At 62.8% G+C, this 12,100-nt stretch carries 13 protein-coding genes and 1 pseudogene; 3 read left to right on the top strand and 11 right to left on the bottom strand.

Annotated features, from left to right (window positions below; translation table 11 throughout):
• The 3 genes and pseudogenes from ACLCGK_RS11330 to ACLCGK_RS11340 form a co-directional block, all read right to left on the bottom strand.
• Nucleotides 1–671 (bottom strand): DUF6861 domain-containing protein (locus ACLCGK_RS11330; protein ID WP_410952014.1); only part of this gene is annotated, 671 nt, incomplete at its 3' end.
• Nucleotides 672–897: 226 nt separating this feature from the next.
• Nucleotides 898–1,329: a methyl-accepting chemotaxis protein gene (locus ACLCGK_RS11335; protein ID WP_371034491.1), complete on the bottom strand. Its 432-nt coding sequence runs from the start codon at nt 1,327–1,329 to the stop codon at nt 898–900.
• Between the two features lie 156 nt (nt 1,330–1,485).
• Nucleotides 1,486–2,331, bottom strand: a pseudogene (locus ACLCGK_RS11340) (PAS domain-containing protein); the annotation flags it as partial.
• A 56-nt stretch (nt 2,332–2,387) separates the two neighbouring features.
• On the opposite strand from ACLCGK_RS11340, the gene ACLCGK_RS11345 reads away from it, so the two are divergent.
• A complete protein-coding gene (locus ACLCGK_RS11345) occupies nt 2,388–3,578 on the top strand; it encodes a glycosyltransferase family 4 protein (protein WP_410952015.1) in 1,191 nt (396 codons plus the stop codon).
• A gap of 131 nt (nt 3,579–3,709) precedes the next feature.
• On the opposite strand, the gene ACLCGK_RS11350 is transcribed toward ACLCGK_RS11345, so the two are convergent.
• A complete protein-coding gene (locus tag ACLCGK_RS11350) occupies nt 3,710–4,192 on the bottom strand; it encodes a glutathione peroxidase (RefSeq protein ID WP_410952016.1) in 483 nt (160 codons plus the stop codon).
• A gap of 144 nt (nt 4,193–4,336) precedes the next feature.
• The gene (locus tag ACLCGK_RS11355; RefSeq protein WP_003259610.1) at nt 4,337–4,822 is read right to left on the bottom strand and encodes a peptidylprolyl isomerase; all 486 of its coding nucleotides are present in this window, start codon (nt 4,820–4,822) and stop codon (nt 4,337–4,339) included.
• On the opposite strand from ACLCGK_RS11355, the gene ACLCGK_RS11360 reads away from it, so the two are divergent.
• Both ACLCGK_RS11360 and pta read left to right on the top strand, forming a co-directional pair.
• Nucleotides 4,821–5,123, top strand: a complete 303-nt coding sequence (locus ACLCGK_RS11360) for a DUF3565 domain-containing protein (RefSeq protein ID WP_410952017.1) — start codon at nt 4,821–4,823, stop codon at nt 5,121–5,123. The two genes, ACLCGK_RS11355 and ACLCGK_RS11360, sit on opposite strands and share 2 nt — an antisense overlap.
• Nucleotides 5,124–5,154: 31 nt before the next feature.
• Nucleotides 5,155–7,242 (top strand): phosphate acetyltransferase, encoded by a 2,088-nt coding sequence (pta, locus tag ACLCGK_RS11365; RefSeq protein ID WP_410952018.1) that lies wholly within the window; start codon nt 5,155–5,157, stop codon nt 7,240–7,242.
• Between the two features lie 135 nt (nt 7,243–7,377).
• Here pta and ACLCGK_RS11370 read toward each other — a convergent pair whose 3' ends face one another.
• The 6 genes from ACLCGK_RS11370 to ACLCGK_RS11395 all read right to left on the bottom strand — a co-directional run bounded on the left by ACLCGK_RS11370 (nt 7,378) and on the right by ACLCGK_RS11395 (nt 11,947).
• Complete coding sequence (locus ACLCGK_RS11370) at nt 7,378–8,088, bottom strand: OmpA family protein (RefSeq protein ID WP_015268963.1); 711 nt, start codon at nt 8,086–8,088, stop codon at nt 7,378–7,380.
• Nucleotides 8,089–8,196: 108 nt separating this feature from the next.
• Nucleotides 8,197–8,841 carry an MBL fold metallo-hydrolase gene (locus ACLCGK_RS11375; RefSeq protein WP_410952019.1) on the bottom strand — a complete coding sequence of 215 codons (645 nt, stop codon included), beginning with the start codon at nt 8,839–8,841 and terminating at the stop codon, nt 8,197–8,199.
• 18 nt (nt 8,842–8,859) lie between these two features.
• Nucleotides 8,860–9,207 (bottom strand): type II toxin-antitoxin system ChpB family toxin, encoded by a 348-nt coding sequence (locus tag ACLCGK_RS11380; RefSeq protein ID WP_015268962.1) that lies wholly within the window; start codon nt 9,205–9,207, stop codon nt 8,860–8,862.
• Nucleotides 9,204–9,482, bottom strand: a complete 279-nt coding sequence (locus ACLCGK_RS11385; protein WP_003259615.1) for an AbrB/MazE/SpoVT family DNA-binding domain-containing protein — start codon at nt 9,480–9,482, stop codon at nt 9,204–9,206. Before ACLCGK_RS11385 ends, ACLCGK_RS11380 begins: the two co-directional genes overlap by 4 nt.
• Before the next feature lie 168 nt (nt 9,483–9,650).
• On the bottom strand, nt 9,651–10,343 hold the full coding sequence (locus tag ACLCGK_RS11390) for a sensor histidine kinase (RefSeq protein ID WP_013970942.1): 693 nt from the start codon (nt 10,341–10,343) through the stop codon (nt 9,651–9,653).
• Nucleotides 10,340–11,947, bottom strand: coding sequence for a response regulator (locus ACLCGK_RS11395; protein WP_023661095.1), 1,608 nt, complete (start codon nt 11,945–11,947; stop codon nt 10,340–10,342). The genes ACLCGK_RS11390 and ACLCGK_RS11395 overlap by 4 nt, the downstream gene beginning before the upstream one ends.
• Nucleotides 11,948–12,100: the final 153 nt, after the last annotated feature.

The following is a 12,100-nucleotide window of genomic DNA, read 5'->3' on the forward strand; positions in this document are numbered from 1 at the left end:
TCCTGGGCCAGCACCCGGGCATCGCCGCGGCCGCGGGTGAGGTACGACACGATCGCCCCCAACAACAGCAACACGACTTCCACATGGCCTTGGGCAATCTGATGCGTGGCCCGGGATATCGCATAGGGGTCGTCCCGGCAGAACGGGCCCGTGCCTTCATTGCCGCAGGTGCCTTCCCAGGCGAAGCGAATGCCGTCGACGTAGTACTCGCCGATACGCGGCAAGCCCTCGATGAAGAACTCGGCGATGGAGGCCAGCCCCAGCGCGCCGAGGATCCAGCCACTGACCTTGAGGCCCATGGCCGCGCCCGCGCCGGCGAACGGAATGGTTCCGGCGCCGCCGGCGAATGCGCCAACCCCCGCACCAATCAGGCCACCGGTAATGGTGCTGCCGGCGACGATCATCGCCATCTGCCGTACGACCATCAGCAGTTCGTCGACGATGCTGTTGATGTCAAGGTCGGCGAAGCGCTGGCGCAGCATGTGCGCCGCCTGCCATTCGGCGTGGTAGAAGGCTGTGCGGACAGCTTCTATACGGCGCAGGTTGAGGCCCAGCGAGGCGACTTCTTCATTGAGGCTGGTGCGGAACTGGCCACCGCTTTGGTAGCCCACCATGGCGATGACACGTGACTCGATCTCGTGCCAGGAGGGCACGAGGTAATCCAGGTACATGAGGTGTCTCCCTGACAGCGTGTACAGGGGGAAATCCCATCATGGATTCGGATCGGAGGTTTCTGAGTCAGTTGTAGGAAAATGCGACTTCTTTTACAGCAGGTTCAGCGAAGTTGAGCTATTCAGCCGGCACCATGGACAAGGTTGGGGATCTTTGTCGTGCCTGAGATCGAGCCCCATCTGGGCGGGGGCTCGACTGCATAGGCGCTACAAACCTCAGGCCATATCAAAGACTCAACTGGCTGGAAAACTGCCCCACCACATCCACCACCCGCTTCGCACCATCCTGAATCTCGACGATCACGCTCCCTGTCTCGTCCGCCAGTGCCAGGCCCTGCTCGGCCTGGCGCTTGCTGGTGTCGATGATCGCCACTGCCGCTTGGGCCAGTTGCTCGTTCTGCTGTACCACGCGGGCGATTTCCTCGGTGGCGGTGCTGGTGCGCGAGGCCAGTTGGCGCACTTCATCGGCAACCACGGCAAACCCCCGCCCCTGCTCGCCGGCGCGGGCCGCTTCGATGGCCGCGTTCAGCGCCAGCAGGTTGGTCTGCCCGGCAATGTCGCTGATGGTCTTGATGATCGAGCCGATCACCCGCGACTGGGTATCCAGTGCCTGAATACCCTCTGCCGCCTCTTGCATCGACGCTTCCAGCCCGCGCATCACGCTGACGCTCTGGGTGACCACATCGGTGGCCTTGCGGGCACTGGCATCGGTACCCAGCGAGGTGTTGTAGGCGACATCCGCCGCCTCGGCCACCGCCTGCTCCTGGTTGACCTGATCGGTGATGACGGTGGCGAACTTCACCACCTTGTACAGCACGTCATGGGCATCGAAAATCGGGTTGTATGAAGCTTCCAGCCAGACCACCCGGCCGTGGGCATCGATACGCTTGAAGCGGTCGGCAACGTACTCGCCACGGCGCAGCTTGTCCCAGAACGCCTGGTAGCCGGCCGAGTTGGCCTCCTCCGGCTCGCAGAAGATGCGGTGATGCTTGCCCCGGATCTGCTCCAGGCGGTAACCGACAGCGCCCAGGAACCGGTCGTTGGCAGTGAGGATGGTGCCATCGAGATCGAACTCGATCACCGCGGTGGAGCGCATCAGGGCCTTGATCAGGCTTTCGTGCTCGCGGGAGGTCTCGATGGTGCGGGTAAGGTCGCTGGAATGCAGCGTGAAATACTTGATGCGCCCCTCGCTGTTCTTTACCGGCTGCAGGATCGACCGTAGCCAGGCTTCCTGGCCATTGCCACGCAGCAGGCGGAATGCACCGTTCAGGTGTTCACCGCGGCTGATTGCGCCCTTCATGCGCTGGTAGAAATCCAGCGTCTTCACATGGGCGGGGACGATGTCCTCAATGTTGCGCCCAAGCAATTGTTCGGCACGGTAGAGCATCTCGCTCTCGAAGTTGCCGTTGACCATCTCGATCCGCCCCTGTGGGTCGAGTTGCAGTACCAGCATCTCGCTGTCGAGGCTACTCTTGACCTGCTCGATGGACATCAGGTCTTCGCGCAGCTGCCGTATTTCTTGCTTGAGCTTGTTGTTGAACATCACCGCTCTCCTGGAGCGCATTGTCGAATGCATCTTCATCGGCTGCCGATGCCCCCTCTTGAGCACCCATGCAAGGAAAAATTCACAAGGCGAAAAGCGTCGGCGATCAGGCGTCATCTGTACGTCACATGACAGTCACATTGGCGCAATCCAGCAGGCGGACACTTTTTGTCATGAATACACCCGCCCTACGCATTTCCCTGGTCAGCGAAACCTTCCCACCCGAGATCAACGGCGTGGCCAACACCCTTGGCCGCCTCAGCGAGGGGTTGCGCCAACGCGGCCATGAGATCGAAGTGGTGCGCCCACGCCAGGCCGGAGAAGCACCGCGGCACAGCGACCCGAACCTGATGCTGTGCCGTGGCTGGCCACTGCCTGGCTACCCGGGCTTGCAGTGGGGCGAAGTATCGATGCACAAGCTGTTGCGCCGCTGGCGTCGACAGCGTCCGGATGTGCTGTACATCGCCACCGAGGGGCCGCTTGGGCTCAGTGCACTGCGCGCGGCCCGGCGCCTCGGGGTTGCGGTGGTCAGTGGCTTCCACACCAACTTCCCGCAGTATTCCGGCCAGTACGGGCTGGGCCTGCTGACGCGCCTGCTCACCAACTACCTGCGCTGGTTCCATCGGCGCACGGCGATCACCCTGGTACCCAGCCTCAGCCAGCGCCTGGAGCTCGAACGCCGTGGCTTCGAACGCCTGGAACTACTGGCCCGGGGGGTCGATGCCTGCCTGTTCAACCCGGCCCGGCGCAACCCCGCATTACGGGAAAGCTGGGGGCTCGGCCCGGATGATATCGCCGTGCTGCATGTGGGGCGGCTGGCGGCAGAAAAGAACCTGAGCTTGCTGCGCCCAAGCCTGGAGGCCCTGCAGAAAACTTATCCACACAAACGTCTGCGCCTGATCATGGTCGGTGACGGCCCGCAGCGTGCCGCCCTCGAACAGCAGGTACCGGATGCCATGTTCTGCGGCGTCCAGCGTGGCGAGGTGCTGGCCGAACACTATGCCAGCGGTGACCTGTTCCTGTTTCCGAGCCTGACCGAAACCTTTGGCAATGTGGTACTCGAAGCCATGGCCTCGGGGTTGGCGGTGGTCGCCTATGACGAGGCGGCCGCCGCGCAGCATATTCGTCATGGCCATAGCGGTGCGCTGGCCATGCCGGGGGATCAGGCGGCGTTCATCGATGCAGCCTGCTGGCTGCTGGAGGAAGAAGAGACGTTACGGCGGGTGCGCCTGAATGCGCGAAAGCATGCCAGCCACCAGGGATGGCCAGGGATTGTCGAGCAGTTCGAGGGGTATCTGCATGCAGCTCGGAACCAGGCTGCGACCTCACCAGCTTCGAGGCTGGGTGCTACGCGATCTGTGTAGGAGCGGCCTTGTGTCGCGATCGGGGTGCAAAGCAGCCCCTCGATAGTTGCGACAATGCTGATATCCGGGGGCCGCTATGCGGCCCGATCGCGACACAAGGCCGCTCCTACAGAGGGACCGCGTCAGGCACTTCAGGCCAAGGCTATCTCGATAGCCTGCACCACCGCAGGATCATCCGGCGCCGTGCGCGGCGAAAAACGCGCCAGCACCCGCCCGTCCTTGCCCACCAGGAACTTCTCGAAGTTCCAGGTAATGTCGCCCGGGAACTCTGCCCCCTCACCCGCCAGCAGGCGGTACAGCGAATGGCGCTGCGGCCCGTTGACCTCCAGCTTGGCACCCAGCGGGAAGCTCACCCCGTAGTTGAGGCTGCAGAACTCCTGGATTTCCTTTTCGCTGCCAGGCTCCTGCCCGGCAAACTGGTTGCACGGCAGGCCAAGCACGTTGAAGCCCTTGTCCTTGTAATTCTGGTAGAGGTTCTCCAGGGCCTTGTATTGCGGCGTGAGACCACACTTGGAGGCAACGTTGACCACCAGCACCACTTGGCCCTTGAACGGTGCGAGGGGCAGCTCCCCGCCGTTCAACGCGTCCAGTTTCAGGTCGTGAAATGCACTCATGATGAATCCCCTCTCAGGTTCCCGGTTGCCGCGCAGGCGAATTACGCCCACTAAAAAGGCGCTCGTCCAAACCGTCCACCTCCCGTAGGAAGGCAAATCGGCTTGCCCGAGCGCCTGGCGACTTTCTGAGCTTAGCGCAGAAAATCAGTGGTGATGGCCACCTTCACCGTGGATGTGGCGGTGAGCGATTTCTTCGTCGCTGGCATCACGAACGTTGACCACCTTGACCTGGAAGGTCAGACGCTGGCCGGCCAGCGGGTGGTTGCCGTCGACAGTCACGTCGTCGCCGTCGATGTCGCGGATGGTGACGATCTGCATCTGGCCATCCGGCGCCGAAGCGTGGAACTGCATGCCCACTTCCAGTTCGTCGACACCTTCGAACAGGCTGCGGTTCAGGGTGCTGACCAGCTCGGCCAGGTATTCGCCGTAGGCATCTTCCGGCTCGATGGAAACGTTCAGCTCGTCACCGGCCTGCTTGCCTTCCAGGGCTTTTTCCAGGCCCGGGATGATGTTGCCGGCACCGTGCAGGTAAACCAGCGGTGCACCGCCGGCGGAGCTGTCGATGGTCTCCCCGGCGTCGTTGGTCAGGGTATAGTCGATGGAGACAGCCTTGTTGGCGGCGATCAGCATGGGGCAAGACCTTTTGCAAAAGTATGTAGAGCGGACAAGTGTAACCAAGCCATCGCCCGATTGCGAACGCACCGCGGACGAGCAACGGCCCATCAGTCGGATCACCGGCTTCCACCAGGACGAAGAGGGCCACTGGGTGGCCGAACTGTCCTGCGGCCACACCCAGCACCTGCGCCACCAGCCGCCGTGGCAGGCGCGCCCCTGGGTGCTCGACCCGGCCCAGCGCGAGCAGCGCATCGGCCAGCCTTTCGCTTGCGGCTGGTGCGCACAAGGTGCCGATAGCGCTACCCTTGGCCGTTAATTTCTTGCACCGCTTATTTCGAGAAGCACGCATGCACACATTTTTCATTGCGCCGACCGATTTCGGTGTCGGCCTGACCTCCATCAGCCTGGGCCTGGTGCGCACCCTGGAGCGCGCCGGGCTGAAGGTCGGCTTCTTCAAGCCGATCGCCCAGCCCCACCCGGGTGACACCGGCCCCGAACGCTCCACCGAGCTGGTCGCCCGCACCCACGGCATCAAGCCCCCGGTGCCGCTGAGCCTGGCCCACGTCGAGCGCATGCTCGGCGATGGCCAGCTGGACGAATTGCTCGAAGAAATCATCCGCCTGTACCAGCAAGCCTGCATCGGCAACGACGTGGTGGTGGTCGAGGGCATGGTGCCCACGCGCCACGCCAGCTATGCGGCGCGGGTCAACCTGCACCTGGCCAAGAGCCTGGATGCCGAGGTGATTCTGGTATCGGCGCCGGAAAACGAAGTGCTCAGCGAGTTGTCCGGCCGGGTCGAACTGCAGGCCCAGCTGTTCGGCGGCCCGCGCGATCCGAAGGTGCTCGGGGTAATCCTCAACAAGGTGCGCACCGACGAAAGCATGGCCGACTTTTCCACCCGCCTGCGCGAGCACTCGCCGCTACTGCGCGGCAACGACTTCCGCCTGCTGGGCTGCATCCCCTACCAGCCTGAACTGAACGCCCCGCGCACCCGCGATGTGGCCGACCTACTAGGTGCCCAGGTGCTCAACGCCGGCGACTATGAACAGCGGCGCATGAGCAAGATCATCATCTGCGCGCGTACAGTTGCCAACACGGTGCCACTGCTCACCTCGGGTACCCTGGTGGTGACACCGGGCGACCGCGACGACATCATCCTCGCCGTCAGCCTCGCGGCGATCAACGGCGTCCCGCTGGCCGGCCTGCTGCTGACCAGCGACAGCAAACCTGACGCGCGTATCCTTGGTCTGTGCCGTGGCGCCCTGCAGGCCGGCCTGCCGATCCTGTCGGTCAGTACCGGCTCGTACGACACCGCCAACCAGCTCAACTCGCTGAACCGCGAGATACCGGTGGACGACCGCGAGCGCGCCGAATTCATCACCGACTTCGTCGCCAGCCACCTCGACGCCGCCTGGCTGCACCAGCGTTGCGGCACGCCGCGTGAATTGCGCCTGTCGCCAGCCGTGTTCCGCTACCAGTTGATCCAGCGGGCGCAGCAGGCCAACAAGCGCATCGTCCTGCCGGAAGGCGCCGAGCCGCTGCTGGTGCAGGCAGCGGCCATCTGCCAGGCCCGCGGCATTGCCCGCTGCGTGCTACTGGCCAAGCCCGAGGATGTCGACGCCGTGGCCCGCGCCCAGGGCATCACCTTGCCGCCGGGCCTGGAAATCCTGGACCCCGAGGTAATTCGCGGGCGCTATGTAGAGCCGATGGTCGAGCTGCGCAAGAGCAAGAACCTCAATGCACCAATGGCCGAGCAGCAACTGGAAGACCCGGTGGTGATCGGTACCATGATGCTGGCCCTGGACGAAGTGGACGGCCTGGTCTCGGGCCTGGTGCACTCCACCGCCAACACCATCCGCCCGGCTCTGCAACTGATAAAGACCGCACCGGGCTCGAGCCTGGTGTCGTCGGTGTTCTTCATGCTGTTCCCCGAGCAGGTGCTGGTGTACGGGGACTGCGTGATGAACCCGCACCCGAGTGCTGTCGAACTGGCCGAGATCGCCCGGCAGAGTGCCGAATCGGCACAGGCCTTCGGCATCGCGCCACGGGTGGCGATGATCAGTTATTCAAGCGATTCGGCCAGCGACGAGGAAGTCGAGAAAGTGCGCGAAGCGACCCGCCTGGCACAAGGCGCGGCGCAAGAGCTGCTGATCGACGGGCCGTTGCAGTATGACGCGGCGGCCAACCCGGCGATTGCACGGGACCTGGCGCCGGGCAGCCCGGTAGCCGGGCGGGCGACGGTATTCGTGTTCCCTGACCTGAATACCGGCAACACGACCCACAAGGCGGTGCAACGCAGCACCGACGGGGTCAGCCTGGGGCCGATGCTGCAAGGGTTGCGCAAGCCGGTGAACGACTTGCCGCGCGGGGCTCAGGTTGACGATATCGTGCATACCATTGCCCTGACGGCGATCCAGGCCAGCGTGGGGGGCTAAAAGCTGGGGCTGCTTTGCAGCCCATCGCCGGCAAGCCAGCTCCCACAGGGTTTGCATAGCCCTTGAGCCTTGTGCAGTACCTGTGGGAGCTGGCTTGCCGGCGATGGGCCGCAAAGCGGCCCCAGGATTGATGCCTTACTGCTGAACCTGCCCCTGGTCATACTGCTGACCCGGAATCGGCTTCAGGTTCACTTCCACACGGCGGTTCTGCGCACGGCCATTGGCGTCGGCGTTGCTGGCGATCGGCTGGTCCGGGCCCATGCCACGTACAGTGATACGCGAGGCATCCACACCCTGCGAGGTCAGGTAGGTGCTGACCGCCTGCGCACGGCGCTGGGACAGGTCCATGTTGTGCTGGCGGCTGCCAGTGCTGTCGGTGAAGCCGACCACTTCGATGGTGTTCTGGTTGAACTGCTTGAACGAGCCGGCCAGGTTGTTCAGCGGCGAGTAGAAGCTTGGCGCGATGTTGGCCGAGTCGGTGGCGAAGGTGATGTTGCCCGGCATGATCAGCTTGATCTGGTCACCCTGGCGCTGCACTTCCACACCGGTATTGGCCATTTGCGCGCGCAATTCGGCTTCCTGCTTGTCGGCGTAGTAGCCATAACCGGCTGCAGCGGCACCCACGGCGGCAGCACCGATCAGTGCGCCCTTGCCACGGTTGTTGTGGTCGATGGCGGCACCGGCGATAGCACCGGCCAGCGCGCCCAGGCCGCCGTATTTGGCAGTTTTGCTCATCCCGGTGGAGCCCTGCGCCTGCCCTTGGCTGTCATAAGGGTTCTGGCCGGCACAGCCGGTCATCAGGGCAGCGGCGGTTGCGACGATAATCAGACGACGCATGGTGAACATGGACAAGCTCCTACTGAATTCATGAATGCGACAGATCATAAAGGGATCTATGCCAGCCTTGGATTGCATCGGTGCCGAAAAATTCCGTGAAAGTGCCTTCATGTGCCATCAGGCACGCACAAAGGGGTTCTCGCGCATTTCGTCGCCCAGGCGGGTATCAGGCCCGTGGCCGGTCACCACGATGGCCTCCTCGTCCAGCCGGTACAGCCGCTCCCTGATGGAACGGACGATGGCCCGCTGGTCGCCACCCCACAAATCGGTACGGCCAATGCCCCGGCGGAACAGGGTATCGCCGGCGATCAGCAGCTTGGCGTCGGCAAACCAGAAGCTCATCGAGCCTGGCGTGTGGCCTGGCGTATGCAAGGCCACGCCACATCCACAGGCCAGCTCCTCGTCATCCCCCAGCCAGCGGTCTGGCGCGGGTACCGGAGTGTAGGGCACGCCGAACATCTGGCACTGCATTTCCAGGTTGTCCCACAGCGACTGGTCGTCCTTGTGCAGGTGCAGCGTGGCGCCGGTCAGCTCCTTGAGCTTGCCCGAGGCGAGGAAGTGATCGAAGTGCGCGTGGGTGTGGATGATGCTCACCAGCGTCAGCCCGTGGGCCTGCAGGCGGGCCAGGATCTTGTCCGGGTCACCACCCGGGTCGACGACGATGGCCTTTTTGGTCAGCGGGTCGCCGATCAGGGTGCAGTTGCACTGCAGGGGGCCTACGGGGAAGGTTTCGCGGATGAGCGCAGGCGATGGATTCTGCATAGGGAATACGGGAACCGGTTAATCGAAGAGGGTCTGTACGCGAGCCAGTGCATCAAGGATGACGACCTCGGGTACCGACTCTATGCGTTTGGCAAATCTGGCTTCAAGGTCGACTGTGCGCACCTGATTGCAGAGCATCACGCCCTGAGTCTGCGTACCCGCACCGCTGAGCGTGACGGCGAAACCCGCATGCCTGGCAAAATCGCCACCTTGAGTGATCGGCACTACCACAGCCAGGCCTGACGCATTGAACGCAGCGGGAGTGAGCACCAGCGCAGGTCGCCCAGCACCCTGCTGCTCCCGTCCAACAGTCGGATCGAGATTGATGCGGACGATATCGCCCCTGGCGAACTTCACCCGTTTCACACTTCACGCCCTACTGGTGGCATCGCGTTCCAGTCGGCCATGTCCTCTGGCTCCGGTGCATCCAGGTCGCACTGAGCCATCAGCTCTTCAAGGGTGTATTTGGGTTTCGACCTGACGGGTTTGAGCACCATGGTCTCACCCGCGGTGTCCAGGCTCAAGGTAGAGCCGACTCCGAGACGCATCTGCTTGAGCACTGCAGCCGGCAAGCGAATCGCAGCGCTGTTACCCCACTGTTGAATCTTGATCTGCATGAGTATCTCCCAAGGTAGATACATAGTAGAAACCCTCCAAATGATTGCAAGCGAAATGTAGAGACGTCGTATCTACACTGTCATTTGCCCGGTATGGACAAAAGCCCTGCAACCTCAAGAAGGAAATGCCCTACATCACCTTGGGAACCTACTTTCCAGCTGCAAAAATTTGAAACGCAATCCTTGTCAGTTTCAAGGCAAAAACAACCTGAACAACCCACCCCCAAGCGCGCCGCCATTGGAGATCTCGATCCGCCCGCGCACCCCGCCGCTTTCATGCAGTGCCGCGATCCGCGCCGCAAAATACAGGCCAAGGCCGGTACTGCCGCTGGTCGAGTCGATACCCTGGATGAATTCTTCCTGGCGTTCGAGCATCCGCTGTGGATAACCCGGGCCGTCATCGTTGACGCAGATGGCCAGCTGGTTGTCTGCCTCTTCGATGGTGATCAGCAAGGCATGCGCGGCAAAGCGGGTGGCGTTGGTGATCACGTTGGCGATCACCGAGGCCACCAGCTCGCGGTCGAAGAAGCCCAGCGGGTTGTCGGTGTCGATGCGCCAGGTGGCTAGGATGTCCTTGTGCTTGAGCACCTCCTCGTGTGCCGCCAGCTGGGCTTCGATAAAGTCGTCCAGTTCGTGGTAGTCCGGGCACACCGGCAACTGGTTCACGCCCAGTTTGTACAACCCCAGCAACTGCACAAGCATGCCGTTGAGGTGGCGAAACTCATGTTCCATAACCCCTTGCTCGGCACCACTTCGCAGCTCCTCGGGCAAGCGCTGCATCCACTGGTTGTGGGACTGGATCAACGCCGACAGGGAATTCTTCAGGTCGTGCACGGTGGAGGCGATCACCGTGGAAAAATCCAGCCCCTGGTTGTCTTGATTCATGCGCCGAACACTCGGATGTGCAGTTTGCGGTAGCGATCGTAGCGGTTGTCGCTGGCGGGGATGCCGGCCACGCTGGTCAGGGCGTCGCGGCACTCCTGCATGATCGCGGGCTGAGGGTTGTCTCCGCCGATGCGCAGCAGCGCCTGGGCAGTGTTGAGGGCGATGCTGATGTTCTTCGGCTGCAAACCCAGCGCCTTGCGGAACAGCTGCAAAGCCTCGCCGAGCTGCCCTCCCTGGTAACTGCGCACACCCTGGCGATTGAGGGTGACCGCTTCGGTAATGGCGTTGAGCACGCTGGGGTCGTCCGTCAGCTTGCCGACCCTCTCCATGACCTTTGGGTCATCGCCATAACTTTCCACACAGTTCTTCAGCACGCCGATGGCGGCAGCTTCCTGCCCCATGGCCTGCAACTGCGCGGCAACGGTCAGGGCCGAATCGACCGAGAAGAACTGGTTCATTTTGTCCAGGCGCTGGATCGCCTGTTCGGTCAGCTTTGCAGCCGTTTCAGGGTCGCCGGCCTGCTGCAGGCTGGCGGCCTTCATCATGCGGGCACGCACCTGCAGGCCTTGGTCCTCGGGGTTTTCCTTGGCCACTTCGCTGAGTGTGCTGTTGATCTCGACCCGTGTGCGCGCATCCAGCCCAAAGCCGGCATTCCTGCTCATCAGCGCCTGCACCAGGCCCAGGTTGTTCTCGGGGTCCTTGTAGCGTGAGCTCTGGCCCTGATTCACCGCGTGGCGAAATGCCTTCGAAGCACTCTCGAAGTCTTCGTTTTCCAACGCCAGCTTGCCCAGCGTCGACTGCCGGCGCACCGATAACGGCGACAGGCGCACGGCTTCTTCAAGCATGTTCTGCGCACGCCTGGTCTCGCCTTGGGCCACCAGCACCTCGGCCATGCCATCGTACAGGCCTGGCATGATTGGGAAAGCCTTGAGCGCCTGCTCGTACACGCCCTGGGCCTGGGCATTCTGGCCACGCTTGTGCATCAGGCCGCCCAACGCCGAGTAGACCCACGGCTGCGGGCGGCTGGCCAGGATGGCCTTGAGGAACTTCTCCAGTTCCTCGAAGCGGTTGAGGTTGCGCAAGGCATCGGCCCGATAGCGCAGGCACAGCGGGGCCAGGCGTGGGTCGCGCTTGCACAGCTCGGCGCAAGCCGCCAGCACTTCTGCCGGGCGATTTCGGTCCAGGGCCTGCAGGATCGGCTTGAGCAGGGTCTTGCGCTGGTACAGTTTCTCGACACGCTGGGCCAGGCCAACTCGGTTGAACGGCTTGGTCAGATAGGCATCAGGCTCGTGCTCGATGGCGCTGAGGACAATGGCCTGGCTGCTCTCGGCAGTGACCATGATGAATATGCACTCATGGCTGATGTGCTTGTCGAGGATCAGGTCTTCGAGCACCTGCTGGCCGTTCTTCTTGCCGTCGCCCAGGTGGAAGTCCTGCAGTATGACGTCATAGCGCTTTTGCGCGCACATGCGCAGCGCCTGCTCGCCGCTGTCGGCGGTGTCCACGTCACGCACGCCCAGTTCGCGCAGCATGGAACGGGTCGACGTGCGAAAGTCGGTAAAGTCGTCGACGATCAGAAAGCTCTTTTGCCCGTACTGCAGCATCAACACGACCTGCCTTGGAATGATTGAAAAATCGCGCGAGGCGATGCCACCGATAGCTGTATCGGCAGCTGGTCGGAAAAGATTAGGGTAGAGCATTCGCGGCCACGAACCATGGCCTCGAGCCATCACTTTAACGAGCAAGACCCTGATGGG

The sequence above is a fragment of the Pseudomonas sp. S1(2024) genome, assembly GCF_046557535.1.

Bases quoted from the DNA above. Each gene is read 5' to 3' on its own strand.
- ACLCGK_RS11335 (WP_371034491.1), bottom strand. From the start codon at position 1,329: ATGCGCGGGCTGGAAGCGTCGATGCAAGAGGCGGCAGAGGGTATTCAG.
- ACLCGK_RS11370 (WP_015268963.1), bottom strand. From the start codon at position 8,088: ATGTTCACCATGCGTCGTCTGATTATCGTCGCAACCGCCGCTGCCCTG.
- ACLCGK_RS11395 (WP_023661095.1), bottom strand. From the start codon at position 11,947: ATGCTGCAGTACGGGCAAAAGAGCTTTCTGATCGTCGACGACTTTACC.
- ACLCGK_RS11375 (WP_410952019.1), bottom strand. From the start codon at position 8,841: ATGCAGAATCCATCGCCTGCGCTCATCCGCGAAACCTTCCCCGTAGGC.
- ACLCGK_RS11385 (WP_003259615.1), bottom strand. From the start codon at position 9,482: ATGTATCTACCTTGGGAGATACTCATGCAGATCAAGATTCAACAGTGG.
- ACLCGK_RS11345 (WP_410952015.1), top strand. From the start codon at position 2,388: ATGAATACACCCGCCCTACGCATTTCCCTGGTCAGCGAAACCTTCCCA.
- ACLCGK_RS11350 (WP_410952016.1), bottom strand. From the start codon at position 4,192: ATGAGTGCATTTCACGACCTGAAACTGGACGCGTTGAACGGCGGGGAG.
- ACLCGK_RS11360 (WP_410952017.1), top strand. From the start codon at position 4,821: ATGGGGCAAGACCTTTTGCAAAAGTATGTAGAGCGGACAAGTGTAACC.
- ACLCGK_RS11355 (WP_003259610.1), bottom strand. From the start codon at position 4,822: ATGCTGATCGCCGCCAACAAGGCTGTCTCCATCGACTATACCCTGACC.
- pta (WP_410952018.1), top strand. From the start codon at position 5,155: ATGCACACATTTTTCATTGCGCCGACCGATTTCGGTGTCGGCCTGACC.
- ACLCGK_RS11390 (WP_013970942.1), bottom strand. From the start codon at position 10,343: ATGAATCAAGACAACCAGGGGCTGGATTTTTCCACGGTGATCGCCTCC.